The following is a 17115-nucleotide window of genomic DNA, read 5'->3' as shown; positions in this document are numbered from 1 at the left end:
CGGCCCGACGTCAGACGGTCGAGTGCAGCCGCAGGGTGCGCACCCCACCGCCGGTGAGCAGCTCCACGATCCGCTCCCCCGCGGGCTTGCGTACCGCGCTGCCGCAGTCGGGACAGGTGAAGGAGTAGAAGGTGGTGCGGTCACTGGCCCCGATCGCCAGCCGCAGCGCACCGGCGGCCAGCTCGAACCGGCCCCGGCACTCCGGGCAGGCTGCCTTGAAGATCACCGAGGTGGGATTCCCCTCAGCGGTCACTGTGTGCGTCCCTTCACTCACCGCAAGCCGTCACTCACCGAAGCCGTCACTCACCGAAGCCGTCACTCACCATATGCCGCAAGCGCTTGCCGCGCCGCGTCCCGGGCACTGTCCGCGAGCCCCTGCGGCGCGACGATCCGGCCGTCCCTGCCGAGCCGCAGCGCCAGCCGGCGCAGGCTACCGGGGTCGGGGGCGCGCAGCGTGATCCGCAGGGCCCCGTCGGACAGCTCCTCCGCGCTGTCGTGCGGGTAGTACTCGGCGACCCAGCGCCCGCCCGGACCGACCTCGACGACCACCTCCGGGTCCTCGGCGCCGGTCTGCACCAGCCCGGTGGACGGATCGGAGAGGTCGCGCAGCTCGATGGGGGGCGGGTCGGACGCCTCGTCCAGCAGCTTGATCTCCACGACCCGGTCGAGCCGGAAGGTGCGGCGGGCCTCCGACAGCCGGCACCAGGCCTCCATGTAGGTGTGGCCGACGGCGAACAGCCGGATCGGGTCGACCTCGCGCTCGGTGACCTCGTCGCGCGCGGGCGAGTAGTAGCGCAGCCACAGCCTGCGGCGCTCGGAGATAGCCCGGTCGACGTCGGCGAAGACGCCGCCCTCGGACTCGAAGGTGACCGAGAGCCGGGAGCTGGCGCCCGCCACCTCGCCCGCCGCGGCCTCCAGCTTGGCGGTGGCCCGCAGCAGCGCCTCCCGGTCGCTCTCGCGCAGCCCGGGCAGGGTGGCGACCGCGCGGGCGGCGACGAGCAGCGCGGTGGCCTCGTCGGCGGCCAGCCGCAGCGGCTCGGCGACGTCGTCGGGGTTGTGCCACCAGATGCGCTCGCCGTCGGTGTCGATGTCCAGCAGGTCGCCGCCGCGGAAGCTGGTCCCGCACAGCGGCAGCACATCGAGGTCGGCGATCAGCTCGTCCTCGCTGATGCCGAAGGCGCGGGCGACCTCGGCGACGCGGGCCCCGGGGCGCTCCCGCAGATACGTCACCAAGGACAGCATCCGGCGGGTCTGGTCAATGGCGTTTCCGGCCATGATGAAGTCGTTCCGTCCCCTCAGCCCTTGGCCACGGCGCGCAGCCGGTCGACGACATCCGCCCGCAGCTCGTCGGGCGCCAGTACGACCACGTCCGGGCCGAATTCCACGAGCCAGGCGTCCAGTCCGTGTCCGTACGGGATCTCCAGCTCGTCCCACCCGTCGTCCCCGGCGCCGGTGGTGAGCGCCTTCGCGCGCAGCGGATAGCCGTGCCCGGCCCGCACCCTGATCCGGGCGGTGCCGGTGGCGGTCTCCCCCGCCCAGCTCTCCACGGTCTCCCGCACGGTGGAGTGGTCGGGCACCTCGGCGGTGTACGCGCCGGAGCGCAGCCGCACCCGGCCGGTGATCCGGGAGAGCCGGAAGACGCGCTCGGCGGACCGCCCGCGGTCCCATCCGGCGAGGTACCAGTGGCCGCGCCAGCACTCCAGCGTCCACGGCTCGACCTGGCGCTGCTCGGGGCGCGCGGCGTTGGACTTGCGGTAGTCGAAGACGACCGGGCGGCGGTCGCGGCAGGCGAGCATCAGCGGCTCGAACGCGGCCTCGTGGACCGGGATGTGCGGCTGCAGCGCGCTCTGCGGCTGGGTGTCGTACGGGTCCTCGGCGACCGGCATCCCGGCGGCGCGCAGCTTCTGCAGCGCGCCGCTCGCGGCGCCCGCGAGCCGGGCCTGCTGCCAGACCTTGGCGGCCAGACCGAGGGCGGCGGCCTCCTCGGCGTCCAGGGTGATCGGGGGGAGGCGGTTGCTGTCCCGGCGGGCGAGGTAGCCGACTTCGCCGTCCAGGCCCTCCACCGTCTCGATGACCAGGCCGAGTTCGCGCAGATCGTCCTTGTCGCGCTCGAACATGCGGTTGAACGCCTCGTCACCCGCGGCGGTGGGCCCGCTCGTCCCCTCCAGGTACGCCTCTATGGAGCCCCGCAGCTCCCGTTTGGTCAGCGGACGCCGGGTTCCCAGCAGGCACAGCGCCAGATTCATCAGCCGCTCGGCCTTGGCAATCGCCATCGACGCCCTTTCTTCTTGACCTTACGACCGTGACCGTACCGCTCCGGGCACGCACCGCAAAAGCCGAGGGCCCCCGCCCACAGGCGGGGACCCCCAGCTTCGACAGACGTGGGGTCTCAGACGGAGACCAGGTCACACACGAAGATCAGCGACTCGCCCGGCTTGATCCGGCCGCCGCCGGCGCCACGGTCGCCGTAGGCCAGGTGCGGCGGGATGATCAGCTGGCGGCGACCGCCGACCTTCATGCCCTGCAGGCCCTGGTCCCAGCCGGAGATGACCTGGCCGACACCGAGCTGGATACGCAGCGGGGTGCCGCGATTGTAGCTCGCGTCGAACTCCTCACCGGTGGAGAAGGCCACGCCCACGTAGTGGACGGCGATGTTGTCGCCGGCCTTGGCCGCGGGCCCGTCGCCCTCCCAGATGTCCTTGATCTCCAGGTCCGCCGGCGGCTCGCCGCCCGGGAAGTCGACCTCGGGCTTGTCGATGCTCACGAAATTGCTCCTCGTTACGTTGTGGGCAACCCGCACACCCTACAGAACGGCCAGGATGTCGACGGTGAAGACCAGGGTGGAGTTGGCCGGGATACCCTTCTGGGCCTTCTTCCCGTAGCCCAGGTCCGGGGGTACGACGATCAGCACCCGGCTGCCGGCCTTCTTGCCCGTGAGCCCCTGCGACCAGCCCTTGACGACCTGCTGCAGGGAGAACTGGGCCAGCTCACCCCGCTTGTAGGTGGAGTCGAACTCCTTGCCGCCGTCCCACAGCACGCCCTTGTACTGCACCAGCAGCGCGTCCTTCGCCGTGACCTCGGGGCCGTCGCCCTCGATGACGTACTCGGAGACGAGCTTCTTCGGCGCGTCCTTCTTGGGGACGGTGATGGTGGGGGCCTTGCCGTCGGTGTTGTCGGACACCTTGGGCAGGTCGATGTTGCTCTGCGCGACCTTCTTGCCCTTGGCGGAGCTCTTGGCGTCGAAGGCGCCCTTGAGGTCGATGACGAACACCAGGGTGTCCGTGCCCTTGATGCCCGCCTGCGGCTGGCCCTGCTTGCCGTACGCGTACGCGGGCGGGACGGCCAGCTCCAGCCGGCTGCCGACGGTGCGGCCCACCAGCCCCTGGTCCCAGCCCGGGAGAACCTGGCCCTTGCCGATCGGGAACGCGGCCGTCTGCTTCTTGTCGTAGGTGTTGTCCACGACCTTGCCGGTGTTCCAGATCTGGGCGAGGTAGTTCACCTGGACATAGTCGCCCTTGACCGTCTTCCGCCCGTCCCCCTTGATCACCGTCTTGACGGCGAGATCGGAGGACGGCTTCCCGCTGCCCTTGGCAACCTTCGGCTTCTCGCCGAACTCCTTGCCGCCGGTGATCTCCGGCACCGGCCCGCTCACGATCTTCCCGCTGGGCGCCGGTGAAGGCCCGGTCGGCTCCTGGGAGGGCTTGGCCTTGTCGGATCCTGACTTGTCGTCACCGCAGCCCGCGAGCGTGAGCAGGCCCGCGGGCACGGCAAGGAGTACGGAGCGTCGGCGCACGGAGTCCTCGTTAGGTAGATCTTGCGATGGCCAATGCGCGCCACTTTACGGCGTGACGCGGGCCCCGTCCGAGAAACGCACGGGGCCCGCGTCATACGTGAGCCGTACGCCGACTCAGGCGGCGGTCTACATACCGGCGATGAGTTTCTCCACCCGGTCGTCGACCGAACGGAACGGGTCCTTGCACAGCACGGTGCGCTGGGCCTGGTCATTGAGCTTGAGGTGCACCCAGTCCACCGTGAAGTCGCGGCGCTGCTCCTGGGCGCGGCGGATGAAGTCACCGCGCAGGCGGGCGCGGGTGGTCTGCGGGGGCACCGACTTGCCCTCGAAGATCTTCAGGTCGTTGCACACCCGGGCCGCCTGGCCGCGCTTCTCCAGCAGGTAGTACAGCCCCCGGCGGCGGTGGATGTCGTGGTAGGCGAGGTCCATCTGGGCGATCCGAGGATGGGACATGGTGATGTTGTTCTTCGCCCGGTACCGCTCGATGAGCTGGTACTTCATCACCCAGTCGATCTCGGTGCCGATCCGGTCCAGCTCCTCGGTGCGGATCGCCTCCAGGGTGCGGCCCCACAGCTCCAGCACCCGCTCGACGGTGCCGGTGCGGATGCCCCGGCGCTCGCAGAAGTCGACGGCCTTCTCGTAGTACTCCTGCTGCACCTCCAGGGCGGACGCCTCGCGCCCGCTGGCGAGCCGCACCTTGCGCTGCCCGGTGATGTCGTGGCTGACCTCGCGGATCGCCCGGATCGGGTTCTCCAGGGTCAGGTCGCGCATCACGGTGCCCGCCTCGATCATGCGGAGCACCAGGTCGGTGGCGCCGACCTTGAGCAGCATCGTGGTCTCGGACATGTTGGAGTCGCCTACGATGACGTGCAGCCGCCGGTAGCGCTCGGCGTCGGCGTGCGGCTCGTCGCGGGTATTGATGATCGGCCGGGAGCGGGTCGTCGCCGAACTGACGCCCTCCCAGATGTGCTCGGCGCGCTGGCTGACGCAGTAGACCGCGCCACGCGGGGTCTGCAGCACCTTGCCCGCCCCGCACAGCAGCTGCCGCGTCACCAGGAACGGGATGAGAATGTCGGCGAGCCGGGAGAACTCCCCGTGCCGGGCCACCAGATAGTTCTCGTGGCATCCGTAGGAGTTGCCCGCCGAGTCGGTGTTGTTCTTGAAGAGATAGACGTCGCCCGCGATTCCCTCCTCGTGCAGGCGGCGCTCGGCGTCGACGAGCAGACCTTCGAGAATGCGCTCGCCGGCCTTGTCGTGGGTGACCAGCTCGGTCACGTTGTCGCACTCGGGTGTGGCGTATTCCGGGTGCGAGCCCACGTCGAGATAGAGGCGGGCACCGTTGCGCAAAAAGACATTGCTGCTACGGCCCCACGAGACGACACGGCGGAAGAGGTACCGCGCCACTTCGTCAGGAGACAACCGGCGCTGTCCCCTGAATGTGCACGTGACGCCGTACTCGTTCTCCAGCCCGAAAATGCGGCGGTCCATGCCTGAACATTACGCCTGATGGCCTGCTCTGAAACCGGGTTCGGCGGCATGGCTGCGATCATTTTCCGGACGAAGGTCATCCGGCGTTCGCCCCGGCGCCTCCTTCAGGTGCCTCCGGGCGGCCAGCAGGACGGCCAGGGCGGCCGCTCCGGCGGCCCCCGGGACGGCGAATCCGAGGCCCACCCCGCCCAGCTGCACGGCGGGGCCGGCGGCCGCCGTGCCGACCGAACTGCCCACCACGAAGGTGGTCACGAGCCAGGAGAACGCCTCGGTGACGGTCCCCGCCGGGGCGTGCCGGTCGATGACGACGAAGGCGCACGCGAGCGCCGGGGCCAGGAACACCCCCGCCACGCCCGCGAGGGCCGTCATCGCGGGGACGCCCGGCACCAGGACGAGCGGCACGTAGCCGAGCGCCAGGGCGGCCACCAGCAGCCGCAGCCGCCGCTCGGGCGGGCCGGCCCACGGGCGGGCCCCGTAGGCCACGCCGCCGACCAGCGCGCCCGCGCCGAGCGCGGAGAGCAGATAGCTGGAGACCATGCCGCCGCCGTGCTCGTCCGCGTACGCGACGGCGGCCACCGCGATCGCGCCGAGCGCGATCCCGACGAAGAAGAACGAGCCGAGCAGCACCAGCATCCCGGAGGAGCGCAGCGCGCCCAGCCAGTGCGCCTCGCGCGGCGCGGAGCGCCACCGCCGGGACGGCGGGGACACCACGACGGACAGCGCGCCCAGGACCCCGGCCGCGTTGATGACCAGCAGCGCGGCCGCCTCGGACCATCCGGCGACCAGGAGGGTGACCAGCAGCGGGCCGACGGCGAACATCACCTCCTGGGCCACGGCGTCCAGCGCGTACGCCGCGTGCACCTGGTCCCCGCGGCGCAGGACGTCCGGCCACAGGGCCCGCAGCCCGCCCTCCAGCGGGGGCGTGAACAGGCCCGCGAGCAGCATGGCGGCGTACGCCAGCGGCAGCGGGTCGAGGCCCACGACGGCGAACAGCGCCATCCCGAGCGCGGACACCACGGCGGCCGGGAGCATCACGACCGGCTGGCCCCAGCGGTCCACCGCCCGGCCCAGCAGTGGCTGCCCGATGGCGTTGGCCACGCCGTAGACCGCCGAGAGCGCCCCGGCGAGCGCGTAGCTCCCGCCCTCGGAGCGGGCGAAGAGCACCACGGCGAGCGCGGCGGTGGCGTTCGGGAGCCGGCCGATCAGCGTGCCGGTGAGCAGCCGTGCCGCATGGCGGGTGCGCAGCAGTTCCCCGTAACCGGCGGCCATGGGCTGCCCCTCCTGGTGGGTGATGGATCGAGTTTTACGTATAACGACGCGTCGTTATACGTACCATGGCGGCCTGCCCCGGGTCCACCCGTGGCGGGCGGACAGCGGGGACGAACCGAGCGGAGGCGATGTGGCACACGGGACCGCACAGGGGACCGGGCCGTCCGCGGCGCGGGTCACCAGCCGGGACGTGGCGCGGCGCGCCGGCGTGTCCCAGGCGACCGTCTCCCTCGTGCTCGGCGACAAGTGGCGCGGACGGGTCTCGGAGCGCACCGCGGACGCCGTGCGGGCCGCGGCGCGCGAGCTGGGCTACCGGCCCAACCTGGCGGCGCGCAGCCTGCGGCTGGGCCGCACCCGGACCGTGCTGCTCGTCGTCCCGGCCCTGACCAACGAGTTCTTCGCGCATGTGTACACCGGCGCCGCCCGGGTCGCCGCCGACCACGGCTTCGGCGTGGTCCTCTACCCGTCCCCCGAGGGCACCGGCCCGGCCCGCGACCCCTTCGACTCGGCGCGGGCCTCGCTGGACGGCGTGATCGCCTCCTCGATGGCCGCCGACGCGCTGGCCGCAGTGCGCGGGGGCGGGCTGCCGCTGGTGATGCTCGACAGCGACCCCGACGACCCGGCCGCCGCCGCCACCGTCAACCTGGACATCGGCGACGGCATGCGGCAGGCGGCGGAGCATCTGCTGGGGCTCGGACACCGCCGGATCGTCCATGTGGCGGCGGCGGTGGACTCCTGGACCTTCCGGGTGCGCGCCAGGGCCCTGGCCGGGGCGGTGCGCGCGGTGCCCGGCACCGTGCTGCACACCGAGCACGCGGCGCTGGGCGTCGAGGAGGGGCGGCAGGCGGCGCTGCGGGCGCTCACCGGCGCGGGGCCCCGGCCCACGGCGCTGATGTGCGACGACGACATCCTCGCCGCGGGCGCGTGCAAGGCCGCCCGGCGGCTGGGGCTGCGGGTGCCGGAGGACGTGTCGGTGACCGGCGTCGACGACCTGGCGCTGGCCACGGCGGTCGAACCGGAGCTGACCACCGTGACGCTGCCCGCGCAGGCGGTCGGGGCGGAGGGGATGCGGGCGCTGATGGCGGTCCTGGACGGGGAACCGGCCGGGGACACGACGCTGCCCGTGGAACTGGTCGTACGGGACTCCAGCGCCCCTCCCCCGCCGGGCGGATGAGGCGCTGACGCGCCGTCGCGGTGGGCCCCGGCCGGGGCCCACCGCGACGGGACGGTGCCTACTCCTCGCTCGCGGAGGACTCTCCGGAGTCGCCGGACTCCGGGGCCTCACCGGACTCCGACTCCTCGTCGGTCTCCGCCGCGGCCCCGGAACCCTCCAGGAGACGGGCCAGCTGCCCGCCCAGGACGCGCTTGAACTTCCGGGCCTGAGGCCGCTTGCGGTCCAGGACCGCGACCTCCAGCTGCTCGGCGGTGAGGCTGCGCTCGCCACCGTTGTTGTCCCGGGCCAGCGAGTCGACGGCCAGCTTGAGGGCTTCGGCCAGCGTCATGCCGTCCCGGTGGCGCTGGTCGAGGTAGCTGCTGATCTGGTCGGCGTTGCCACCGACGGCGACCGAACCGTGCTCGTCCACGATGGAGCCGTCGTGCGGCAGCCGGTAGATCTGGTCGTCGGCGGGGCCCTCCCCGACCTCTGCGACGATCAGCTCGACCTCGTACGGCTTCTCGGCGGCGCTGGAGAAGATCGTGCCGAGCGTCTGTGCGTAGACATTGGCGAGGCCACGGGCCGTGACATCGTCGCGATCATAGGTATAGCCGCGCAGATCGGCGTAGCGGACGCCGCCGATGCGCAGGTTCTCGAATTCGTTGTACTTGCCGACCGCCGCGAAGGCGATCCGGTCGTAGATCTCGCTGACCTTGTGCAGGGCACGGGACGGATTCTCGGCGACGAAGAGGATGCCGTCGGAATACTGCAGCACTACCACGCTGCGGCCACGCGCGATGCCCTTGCGGGCGTATTCCGCGCGGTCGGCCATGGCCTGCTGAGGCGATACATAGAACGGCGTCGTCACCGGCTATCCGTCCCTTTCTGTCATTGGCGAATGCATTCCGGGTCAACCGTCCCCTCAGAGCAGGGCGGCGCGCGGGCCGTCCGGCTCTTCGAGCCGACGCTCGTGGATGGCGCGGACGATCTCGGCCACCTCTGCCTCGGTGAACTTCCTGAAACCGTCCTCGGTGATGACCGTGACGATGGGATAAATGCGCCGGGCCAGATCGGGGCCGCCGGTCGCCGAGTCGTCGTCCGCGGCGTCGTACAGCGCCTGGATCACGGCGGTGCCGGCCTGCTCCTCGTTCAGGTCCTCGCGGTAGAGCTTCTTGAGCGCACCGCGAGCGAACATCGAGCCGGAGCCGGTGGCCGCGAAGCCGTGCTCCTCCGAACGCCCACCGGTCACGTCGTAGGAGAAGATGCGGCCCTTCTCCCGGTCGACGTCATAACCCGCGAAGAGCGGGACGACGGCCAGCCCCTGCATCGCCATGCCGAGATTGCCGCGGATCATGGTCGACAGCCGGTTGGCCTTGCCCTCCAGGGAGAGGACGGTGCCCTCGACCTTCTCGAAGTGCTCCAGCTCCAGCTGGAAGAGCTTGACCATTTCCACGGCGATGCCGGCCGTGCCCGCGATGCCGACGGCCGAGTACTCGTCCGCCGGGAAGACCTTCTCGATGTCGCGCTGCGCGATGACGTTCCCCATGGTCGCGCGACGGTCACCGGCGAGCGCCACCCCGCCGGCGAACGTCGCCGCCACGATCGTCGTGCCATGCGGCGCCTCGATGGCACCCTGCACCGGGGGAAGCGGGCGGTTCCCCGGAAGCAGCTCGGGCTGATGCGCGCCGAGGAAGTCCATGAACGACGAGGAGCCGGGCGTCAGGAAGGCAGCCGGCAGACGCCCTGTGCTTCGAGTGTTGGCTTCCACACGATTCCTTCCACCAGATCTTGAAATACTGCTCGGACCTTACCCCTGGCCATGGAAGTCATCCGTCCTGCGCCCCCTCGATGGGGCGCAGGACGGAGGGGACGCGCTTTACTCGCCGCCCTTTTGCACGAAGGACCGCACGAAATCCTCGGCGTTCTCCTCGAGCACGTCGTCGATCTCGTCCAGCACGGAGTCGACGTCGTCCGAGAGCTTCTCCTGCCGCTCCTTGAGATCCTCCGCGGCCTGTGCGTCCTGCGCCTGCTCCTCGACCTCCTCGGTCGTGCGCGACGCCTTCTGCTGACCGCCGCCGGTGTCCTTGGTCGCCATGTCCCTCACCCCGCTCGGTTCGCCCGCTGATTCGATCGGTGTCAAGATCAGACCCTACAAGCAGGGTCCGACATCGGCCTCCCACTCGCTACAACGCGTGGAGGCCACCACGATGATTCCCGGTCGGAGCCCATTTCAGCCTCCGGACAGCACCCGGACCAGGTCCTCGGCAGTGCGGCAGCGGTCCAGCAGCTCCTTGACGTGGTTGCGGGTGCCCCGGAGGGGCTCCAGCGTGGGGACCCGTTGCAGAGAGTCACGGCCCGGGAGGTCGAAGATCACCGAGTCCCAGGAGGCCGCGGCCACGTCGTCCGCGTACTGCTCCAGGCAGCGGCCGCGGAAGTAGGCGCGGGTGTCCTCCGGGGGCTTGTTCTGGGCCCGTGCGACGTCGGAGTCGTCCAGCAGCCGCTTCATCTTGCCGCGCGCCGCCAGCCGGTTGTACAGGCCCTTCTCGGGGCGTACGTCGGCGTACTGCAGGTCCACCAGATGGAGCCGGGCGGCGTCCCAATCCAGGCTGTCGCGCCTGCGGTAGCCCTCCAGCAGCTCGCGCTTGGCCACCCAGTCCAGCTCGCCGGACAGCGACATCGGGTCGCGCTCCAGCCGGTTGAGCACGTCCTCCCAGCGGGTCAGCACGTCCCGGGTCTGCTCATCGGCGTCGGCGCCGAAGCGGTCCTCGACGTACTTGCGGGCCAGCTCGAAGTACTCCATCTGGAGCTGTACGGCGGTCAGCGTACGGCCGCTGCGCAGCGTGATCAGGCGCTGCAGCGTCGGGTCGTGCGAGACCTGGTGGAGCGTGCGGACCGGCTGGTCGACGGCCAGGTCCACGGCGATGAAGCCGTCCTCGATCATCGACAGCACCAGCGAGGTGGTGCCGAGCTTGAGGTACGTCGACAGCTCGGAGAGGTTGGCGTCGCCGATGATCACATGCAGCCGGCGGTACTTCTCGGCGTCGGCGTGCGGCTCGTCGCGGGTGTTGATGATGGGCCGCTTGAGGGTGGTCTCCAGCCCCACCTCGACCTCGAAGTAGTCGGCCCGCTGACTGATCTGGAAGCCGTGCTCGTGCCCGTCCTGGCCGATGCCGACGCGGCCGGCGCCGGTGACGACCTGGCGGGAGACGAAGAACGGCGTCAGGTGGCGCACGATGTCCGAGAAGGGGGTCTCCCGCTTCATCAGGTAGTTCTCGTGCGTGCCGTAGGACGCGCCCTTGTTGTCGGTGTTGTTCTTGTACAGGTGGATCGGCTGGGCGCCGGGCAGCTCGGCGGCGCGCATCGCGGCCTCGGCCATGATCCGCTCGCCCGCCTTGTCCCACAGCACCGCGTCCCGCGGGTTGGTGACCTCGGGGGCGGAGTACTCCGGGTGCGCGTGGTCGACGTAGAGCCGCGCACCGTTGGTGAGGATGACGTTGGCCAGGCCGATGTCCTCGTCCGTGAGCTGACTGGCGTCCGCGGACTCACGCGCGAGGTCGAAGCCGCGGGCGTCCCGCAGCGGGTTCTCCTCCTCGAAGTCCCAGCGGGCGCGGCGCGCCCGGTGCATCGCCGCCGCGTAGGCGTTGACGACCTGGGACGAGGTGAGCATGGCATTGGCGTTGGGGTGCCCCGGGACGGAGATCCCGTACTCCGTCTCGATTCCCATTACGCGCCGTACGGTCATGCGGCCCTCCTTGCCCGGCGCGGCCCCAGGCCGGGGCCGGCGCTCAAGTACCGCTGCGCTTCCGGTCCGCGACCGGCCCCCGAGCCGCCGCACCGCGGGATCGCGGCGGTACCGATGAGCCGGTTACGGCTGTGCGGTGCTGCGGAGATCATGACAGTCATTGCTCCGGTGGGGCTCGTAGGACTCATACGATGAATGCCGTCCGAAAAGCGCATCCGGCTGCGGATGCCCCGTCCAGGACATCCGCAGCCGGACAGCGGTGTTACAGGTACTGACCGGTGTTGGCCACCGTGTCGATGGAGCGTCCCGTGTCCGCGCCCTGCTTTCCGGTGACCAGGGTGCGGATGAAGACGATCCGCTCACCCTTCTTACCGGAGATGCGGGCCCAGTCGTCCGGGTTCGTGGTGTTGGGCAGGTCCTCGTTCTCCTTGAACTCGTCCACGCAGGCGGCGAGCAGGTGGGAGACCCGAAGGCCCTTCTGGTTGTGGTCGAGGAATGCCTTGATGGCCATCTTCTTCGCCCGGTCCACAATGTTCTGGATCATGGCGCCGGAGTTGAAGTCCTTGAAGTAGAGGACTTCCTTGTCACCATTGGCGTAGGTGACCTCGAGGAAGCGGTTTTCCTCGGATTCCGCGTACATCTGCTCGACGACCGACTGGATCATGCCGGCGACAGCCGCCTTCGCGGAGCCGCTGTGCTCGGCGAGGTCGTCCGTGTGGACCGGCAGTGTATCGGTCAGGTACTTCGAGAAGATGTCCTTGGCGGCCTCGGCGTCCGGACGCTCGATCTTGATCTTCACATCGAGGCGGCCGGGGCGCAGGATGGCCGGGTCGATCATGTCCTCGCGGTTGGAGGCGCCGATGACGATGACGTTCTCCAGGCCCTCGACACCGTCGATCTCGGAGAGCAGCTGCGGGACGATGGTGTTCTCCACGTCCGAGCTGACCCCGGAGCCGCGGGTGCGGAACAGGGAGTCCATCTCGTCGAAGAAGACGATGACCGGCGTGCCCTCGCTGGCCTTCTCCCGGGCCCGCTGGAAGACCAGCCGGATGTGCCGCTCCGTCTCACCGACGTACTTGTTGAGCAGCTCGGGGCCCTTGATGTTGAGGAAGAAGCTCTTCCCCGCGGGCTTACCGGTGACCTCGGCGACCTTCTTGGCAAGGGAGTTGGCGACGGCCTTCGCGATCAGCGTCTTGCCGCAGCCGGGCGGGCCGTACAGCAGCACGCCCTTGGGCGGCCGCAGTTCGTGCTCCTTGAACAGGTCGGGGTAGAGGTACGGAAGCTCGACCGCGTCCCGGATCAGCTCGATCTGGTTTCCCAGGCCGCCGATCTTGGTGTAGTCGATGTCCGGGACCTCTTCGAGGACGAGCTCCTCGACCTCGCTCTTCGGTACGACCTCGTAGACGTAGCCGGACCGGGGCTCCAGCAGCAGGGCGTCACCGGGGCGGATGGTGGTTTCCAGCAGCGGCTCGGCGAGCCGCACCACGCGCTCCTCGTCGGTGTGCCCGATCACCAGGGCCCGCTCGCCGTCCTCAAGGACCTCCTTGAGGGTGACGATGTCCCCGGCACGCTCGAACTCCATGGCCTCGACCACATTGAGCGCCTCGTTGAGCATGACCTCCTGGCCCCGCCTGAGGTCATCGAGCTCGACGCTCGGGCTGACATTCACGCGGAGTTTACGGCCTCCGGTGAAGATGTCGGCCGTGCCGTCCTCGTTCGCCTGCAGAAAGGCACCGAAACCGGCCGGCGGCTGCGCGAGCCGGTCGACCTCCTCCTTGAGGGCCACGATCTGGTCGCGGGCCTCACGGAGGGTGTTCGCGAGCCGCTCGTTCTGCGCGGACACTCCCGCCAGATTGGTCTGCAGCTCGACGATCCGCTCTTCGAGAATCCTCGTGTGACGCGGAGAGTCGGCGAGCTTGCGGCGCAGGACGGCGATTTCCTGCTCGAGATAGGCAACCTGACCGGCGGGGTCGTCAGACCCGCGCCCCGGCCGGATGCCGCGGTTGATGTCGTCGTCGTGGGCTGCCACGGTCCTCACCTCCTCCAAGGGGAGCTGGACGCTTCCTGACCCTACCTGGGCCGGTGCGGGTTGAAACCCCTAGATCACAAACCCGGCGGGCGTGTGTCCGATCTTCACCCTTGCGCACTCCCTCACGCCAGGTGAATACCCACCCAACAACATCGGAAAGCGAGCGGTTGTATCGTCGACCCGGTCAACACCCGCCAGGGCTGGCGATATTTAGTCAATGTTGAATCGCGTATCGAGGGAACGGCAGGCGACGCACCGTGCGGAACGAGGAGATCGGCGATCTTGAAGTCTGGATTGACCAGGACCTGTGCACGGGTGATGGGATCTGTGCCCAGTACGCGCCCGAGGTCTTCGAACTCGACATCGACGGTCTAGCCTACGTCAAGAGCGCCGACGACGAGCTTCTGCAGGACAAGGGCGCGACGACCAAGGTGCCGCTGCCGCTGCTCACCGAGGTCGTGGACTCCGCCAAGGAGTGCCCGGGCGACTGCATCCATGTGCGGCGCGCCGCGGACAAGGTCGAGGTGTACGGCCCGGACGCGGAGTAGCGCCCGGGCGTGGAACACCGCGTGACCGGTCAGACACTCCCCGGCACGGGAAGGGCCTTCAGTACGAACTCGCCGTCGTGCCACTGCCAGTTGACCTTGCGCTGCAGATCGGGACAGCACCGCGGGACCTTGGTGGACGAGTAGCCCAGCAAAGTGGCCGAAACCTTCGTTCCGCGCACCGCGAAATCCTGGACACTCATCCCCTCCTTCGGATCGACGAAGGTCGCCACGATCCGGGGGGCCGCACCGGCGCGCTTCGGCTGGGCGAGCACGTACACGCCGCTGGGCGGGTTGCCGGCCGCGGTCTCGCAGCGGACCACGGCGACGGTTTCCGGCCGCCCGTCCCCGTCGAGGTCTCCCGAGGCCCGGTCCACGACGCCGGGCTCGGCCCGGCCGCAGTCCATCGGGTAGTGCGCGGCCCGCGGATCGGGGGCCAGCAGGGCCGGGAGGCCGCCGGCGCGGTGCGCGGAGAGGGTGGTGGGGGCCGGGGTGGCCTTGGCGGCGGGGGGCTGGAAGACCGCCGCCCCGGCGACGACGGCGGCCACGGCGGCCGCGGTCGCGATCCAGTGCACCGGACGGGTGCGGGTGTGTGCGAGATCCGGGCCCAGAGACTGCACGCGGGACGACTCCATGACATGGCTGCGGCGGAGGGGGTGCTCCGCATCGTGCCACATCTCACACCGGCGCGGCCACCGCCCCGCAGGGGGGAAGTCGGTGGCCGCGCCGAGTCGTTGACGTGACCGGGCGGTCAGCCGCCGTCGGCCGCGGGGGCCTGGCCGCCGGACGCGCCCCGCTTGCCCTCCGGGGCGCCGTTGGTGCCGGTGTCCTTCCCGCTGCCGTAGCCCGGGTAGTCGTCGCCGTACGCGCCCTTGGCGGGCCGGCGGCGGCGCAGCGGCGGCTCCACGCCGTCCGCGAGGCGGCGGGCGGTGAGCAGGAAGCCGGTGTGGCCGATCATGCGGTGGTCGGGGCGTACCGCCAGGCCCTCGACGTGCCAGGTGCGGACCATGGTCTCCCAGGCCGACGGCTCGTTGAAGGTACCGTACTCGCGGATGGATTCCACGGTGCGGGCCAGCTGGGTGGTGGTGGCCACGTAGGCGCACAGGATGCCGCCGGGCACGAGCGCCTTGGACACCGCTTCCAGGCACTCCCAGGGGGCGAGCATGTCCAGGATGACGCGGTCGACGTCGGTGTCGGACAGGTTGTCCTGGAGGTCGCCGACGGTGAGCCGCCAGGCGGGGTGCGGGGCGCCGAAGTAGCGCTCGACGTTCTGGGAGGCGATCTCGGCGAAGTCGGCCCGGCGCTCGTAGGAGTGCAGCATGCCCTGGTCGCCGATGGCCCGCAGCAGAAAGGTGGAGAGCGAGCCGGAGCCGACGCCCGCCTCGACGACACGTGCGCCGGGGAAGATGTCGGCCATCGCCAGGATCTGCCCCGCGTCCTTGGGGTAGACCACGGCGGCACCGCGTGGCATGGACAGGACATAGTCGGGGAGCAGGGGACGCAGCGCGAGATACGCGACGTTTCCCGTGGTGCGCACGACAGTTCCCTCGGGGGCGCCGATCAGCTCGTCATGGGGGAAGGAACCCTTGTGGGTGTGGAAATTCTTCCCGGCTTCGAGCGTGAACGTGTAGTGGCGTCCCTTGGGGTCGGTGAGCTGGACCTGGTCCCCGACCTGGAAGGGCCCGCGACGGCGGGCGGCACCGGTCGGTTCGGACATGTGAACAGCCTACCGGGGCCGGGAGGCTGTCCGGGACGGCGGGCCTCGGGGCGACCGCCTCAGGCGGTCGGGGTGCGCGCCATGGCGTTGACGAAGGCGCGCTCGACGTCCGCCGTGGAGAGCACCCCGTAGATCTCACCCGTCTCCTCCACCACCAGGTACTCGGTCGCCGGGGTGGCGCGCAGGGTGTCCAGCAGCTCCTCGCCGGTCAGCTCGGCGGAGACCCGCATACCGTCCTTGAGGTCCTGGGCGAGGCCGCTGACCGCGACCCAGGGGCGCCGGTGCTCCGGGACCCCGACGATGGCCGCCTCCCGCACCACGGCGGTCGGGGCGCCGTGGCCGTCCACCACGACCAGGGCGCGCGCCCCCGCCTCGTTGGCCCGCCGCAGCGCCTCGGACAGCGGGGTGTCGGCGGCGACGGGCACGGCGCGCCGGGTGAGGTTGCGGGCGCGCAGGTCCGGCAGGCGCTCCCGCAGCCGGGCCATGCGCAGGCTGTTGCCCGCGCCGGTCCAGATGATCGCGGCCAGTATGGCGGCGAGCAGCGCGTCGGTGAGCGAGTCGACGCTGCCGAAGTCCTTGGGCTCGCCGCCGAGGCCGCCCGCCTGGGTGAGCAGCGGCAGCCCCACCAGGACGGCGACGGCGAGCGCCCGGCCGGTCCAGGCGGCGGCGACGGTGCCGGCCATGGGCCTGCCGCTGATCTTCCAGACGACGGCGCGCAGCATCCGCCCGCCGTCCAGCGGAAGGCCGGGGAGCAGGTTGAAGGCGGCCACGATGAGGTTGGAGATCATCAGCCCGGCGAGCAGCACCCCGGGCACCGAGTCGGGCTCCACGACCAGCATCCCGAGGTAGAAGACCCCGGAGAGGACCAGGGAGAGCAGCGGGCCGACGAAGGCGAGGACGAACTCCCGGCCGGGGGTCTCGGACTCCTTCTCGATCTCCGAGACGCCGCCGAAGAACTGCAGCTGGATCCGGCGCACCGGCAGCTTGAAGCGCAGGGCGGCCACGGTGTGGGCCAGCTCGTGCACCAGGACGGAGGCGTAGAAGGCGACCGCGAAGAACAGTGACACCAGGTAGCGGGCGGCGCCCAGCTCCGGCAGCACCCGCTCCAGCTGGCCGCCGAAGACCCAGGTGATGAGGGCGGCCACCAGGAACCAGCTGGGCGAGACGTAGACGGGTACGCCGAAGGGGCGCCCCATCAGGATGCCGCCGCCCGCCTCGCGTGGGCGGCGCGGCTTGTCCGCCTCGGGCTCGGTCGTGCGGTCCGCTCCCCCGTCGCCGGACTGCCGCTGCCCGCTGTTGTCCACGGTGTCCCCTCGTCGGGTGCGTCCGTCGCACCCTGTTTTGATACGGTCCCCACGATCATGCAGTGCGAGGGGCTC

17 protein-coding genes are annotated in these 17115 nt (G+C 70.5%); 2 read left to right on the top strand and 15 right to left on the bottom strand.

Annotated elements, in window-relative coordinates; all coding sequences use genetic code 11:
* Nucleotides 1-10 precede the first annotated feature (10 nt).
* The 7 genes from ACFZCY_RS31255 to ACFZCY_RS31225 form a co-directional block, all read right to left on the bottom strand.
* The gene (locus tag ACFZCY_RS31255) at nt 11-253 is read right to left on the bottom strand and encodes a hypothetical protein (RefSeq protein WP_391180654.1); all 243 of its coding nucleotides are present in this window, start codon (nt 251-253) and stop codon (nt 11-13) included.
* A 62-nt stretch (nt 254-315) separates the two neighbouring features.
* Entirely contained in the window at nt 316-1275 is a 960-nt protein-coding gene (locus tag ACFZCY_RS31250) for a WYL domain-containing protein (protein WP_391180651.1), read from the bottom strand.
* Between the two features lie 20 nt (nt 1276-1295).
* Nucleotides 1296-2273 (bottom strand): WYL domain-containing protein, encoded by a 978-nt coding sequence (locus tag ACFZCY_RS31245; protein ID WP_391180649.1) that lies wholly within the window; start codon nt 2271-2273, stop codon nt 1296-1298.
* A 116-nt stretch (nt 2274-2389) separates the two neighbouring features.
* Nucleotides 2390-2764, bottom strand: coding sequence for an FKBP-type peptidyl-prolyl cis-trans isomerase (locus tag ACFZCY_RS31240; RefSeq protein ID WP_055553411.1), 375 nt, complete (start codon nt 2762-2764; stop codon nt 2390-2392).
* 39 nt (nt 2765-2803) lie between these two features.
* The gene (locus tag ACFZCY_RS31235) at nt 2804-3793 is read right to left on the bottom strand and encodes an FKBP-type peptidyl-prolyl cis-trans isomerase (protein WP_391180646.1); all 990 of its coding nucleotides are present in this window, start codon (nt 3791-3793) and stop codon (nt 2804-2806) included.
* 126 nt (nt 3794-3919) lie between these two features.
* The gene (gene pafA / locus ACFZCY_RS31230) at nt 3920-5281 is read right to left on the bottom strand and encodes a Pup--protein ligase (RefSeq protein WP_055553407.1); all 1362 of its coding nucleotides are present in this window, start codon (nt 5279-5281) and stop codon (nt 3920-3922) included.
* Between the two features lie 9 nt (nt 5282-5290).
* Nucleotides 5291-6550, bottom strand: coding sequence for an MFS transporter (locus tag ACFZCY_RS31225; protein ID WP_391180642.1), 1260 nt, complete (start codon nt 6548-6550; stop codon nt 5291-5293).
* A 130-nt stretch (nt 6551-6680) separates the two neighbouring features.
* Here ACFZCY_RS31225 and ACFZCY_RS31220 point away from each other — a divergent pair, with 130 nt between their 5' ends.
* A complete protein-coding gene (locus ACFZCY_RS31220; RefSeq protein ID WP_391180639.1) occupies nt 6681-7724 on the top strand; it encodes a substrate-binding domain-containing protein in 1044 nt (347 codons plus the stop codon).
* Between the two features lie 58 nt (nt 7725-7782).
* Here ACFZCY_RS31220 and prcA read toward each other — a convergent pair whose 3' ends face one another.
* The 5 genes from prcA to arc all read right to left on the bottom strand — a co-directional run bounded on the left by prcA (nt 7783) and on the right by arc (nt 13474).
* Nucleotides 7783-8571 (bottom strand): proteasome subunit alpha, encoded by a 789-nt coding sequence (gene prcA / locus ACFZCY_RS31215; RefSeq protein WP_391180637.1) that lies wholly within the window; start codon nt 8569-8571, stop codon nt 7783-7785.
* Between the two features lie 54 nt (nt 8572-8625).
* On the bottom strand, nt 8626-9471 hold the full coding sequence (gene prcB / locus ACFZCY_RS31210) for a proteasome subunit beta (RefSeq protein WP_391180634.1): 846 nt from the start codon (nt 9469-9471) through the stop codon (nt 8626-8628).
* Nucleotides 9472-9579: 108 nt separating this feature from the next.
* Complete coding sequence (locus ACFZCY_RS31205; RefSeq protein ID WP_055553398.1) at nt 9580-9798, bottom strand: ubiquitin-like protein Pup; 219 nt, start codon at nt 9796-9798, stop codon at nt 9580-9582.
* Between the two features lie 135 nt (nt 9799-9933).
* A complete protein-coding gene (gene dop / locus ACFZCY_RS31200; RefSeq protein WP_391180630.1) occupies nt 9934-11445 on the bottom strand; it encodes a depupylase/deamidase Dop in 1512 nt (503 codons plus the stop codon).
* A 262-nt stretch (nt 11446-11707) separates the two neighbouring features.
* Nucleotides 11708-13474 carry a proteasome ATPase gene (gene arc, locus ACFZCY_RS31195; RefSeq protein ID WP_055553583.1) on the bottom strand — a complete coding sequence of 589 codons (1767 nt, stop codon included), beginning with the start codon at nt 13472-13474 and terminating at the stop codon, nt 11708-11710.
* A gap of 257 nt (nt 13475-13731) precedes the next feature.
* Between arc and ACFZCY_RS31190 the strand changes: the two genes are divergently transcribed.
* The gene (locus ACFZCY_RS31190; RefSeq protein ID WP_361479492.1) at nt 13732-14022 is read left to right on the top strand and encodes a ferredoxin; all 291 of its coding nucleotides are present in this window, start codon (nt 13732-13734) and stop codon (nt 14020-14022) included.
* A gap of 29 nt (nt 14023-14051) precedes the next feature.
* Here ACFZCY_RS31190 and ACFZCY_RS31185 read toward each other — a convergent pair whose 3' ends face one another.
* The 3 genes from ACFZCY_RS31185 to ACFZCY_RS31175 all read right to left on the bottom strand — a co-directional run bounded on the left by ACFZCY_RS31185 (nt 14052) and on the right by ACFZCY_RS31175 (nt 17040).
* Complete coding sequence (locus tag ACFZCY_RS31185; RefSeq protein WP_391180626.1) at nt 14052-14654, bottom strand: hypothetical protein; 603 nt, start codon at nt 14652-14654, stop codon at nt 14052-14054.
* A gap of 116 nt (nt 14655-14770) precedes the next feature.
* On the bottom strand, nt 14771-15736 hold the full coding sequence (locus tag ACFZCY_RS31180) for a tRNA (adenine-N1)-methyltransferase (RefSeq protein ID WP_391180624.1): 966 nt from the start codon (nt 15734-15736) through the stop codon (nt 14771-14773).
* 59 nt (nt 15737-15795) lie between these two features.
* Entirely contained in the window at nt 15796-17040 is a 1245-nt protein-coding gene (locus tag ACFZCY_RS31175) for a site-2 protease family protein (RefSeq protein ID WP_391180621.1), read from the bottom strand.
* Between the last annotated feature and the right edge of the window lie 75 nt (nt 17041-17115).

The organism is Streptomyces sp. NPDC007983, from assembly GCF_042958345.1.
In the GTDB taxonomy this organism is placed as follows: domain Bacteria; phylum Actinomycetota; class Actinomycetes; order Streptomycetales; family Streptomycetaceae; genus Streptomyces.
The sequence above is the reverse complement of the archived record's forward strand: the minus strand, read 5'-3'. Positions and strand labels throughout refer to the sequence as shown.

Bases quoted from the DNA above. Each gene is read 5' to 3' on its own strand.
- ACFZCY_RS31180 (WP_391180624.1), bottom strand. From the start codon at position 15,736: ATGTCCGAACCGACCGGTGCCGCCCGCCGTCGCGGGCCCTTCCAGGTC.
- ACFZCY_RS31205 (WP_055553398.1), bottom strand. From the start codon at position 9,798: ATGGCGACCAAGGACACCGGCGGCGGTCAGCAGAAGGCGTCGCGCACG.
- pafA (WP_055553407.1), bottom strand. From the start codon at position 5,281: ATGGACCGCCGCATTTTCGGGCTGGAGAACGAGTACGGCGTCACGTGC.
- ACFZCY_RS31245 (WP_391180649.1), bottom strand. From the start codon at position 2,273: ATGGCGATTGCCAAGGCCGAGCGGCTGATGAATCTGGCGCTGTGCCTG.
- ACFZCY_RS31225 (WP_391180642.1), bottom strand. From the start codon at position 6,550: ATGGCCGCCGGTTACGGGGAACTGCTGCGCACCCGCCATGCGGCACGG.
- dop (WP_391180630.1), bottom strand. From the start codon at position 11,445: ATGACCGTACGGCGCGTAATGGGAATCGAGACGGAGTACGGGATCTCC.
- ACFZCY_RS31250 (WP_391180651.1), bottom strand. From the start codon at position 1,275: ATGGCCGGAAACGCCATTGACCAGACCCGCCGGATGCTGTCCTTGGTG.
- ACFZCY_RS31185 (WP_391180626.1), bottom strand. From the start codon at position 14,654: ATGGAGTCGTCCCGCGTGCAGTCTCTGGGCCCGGATCTCGCACACACC.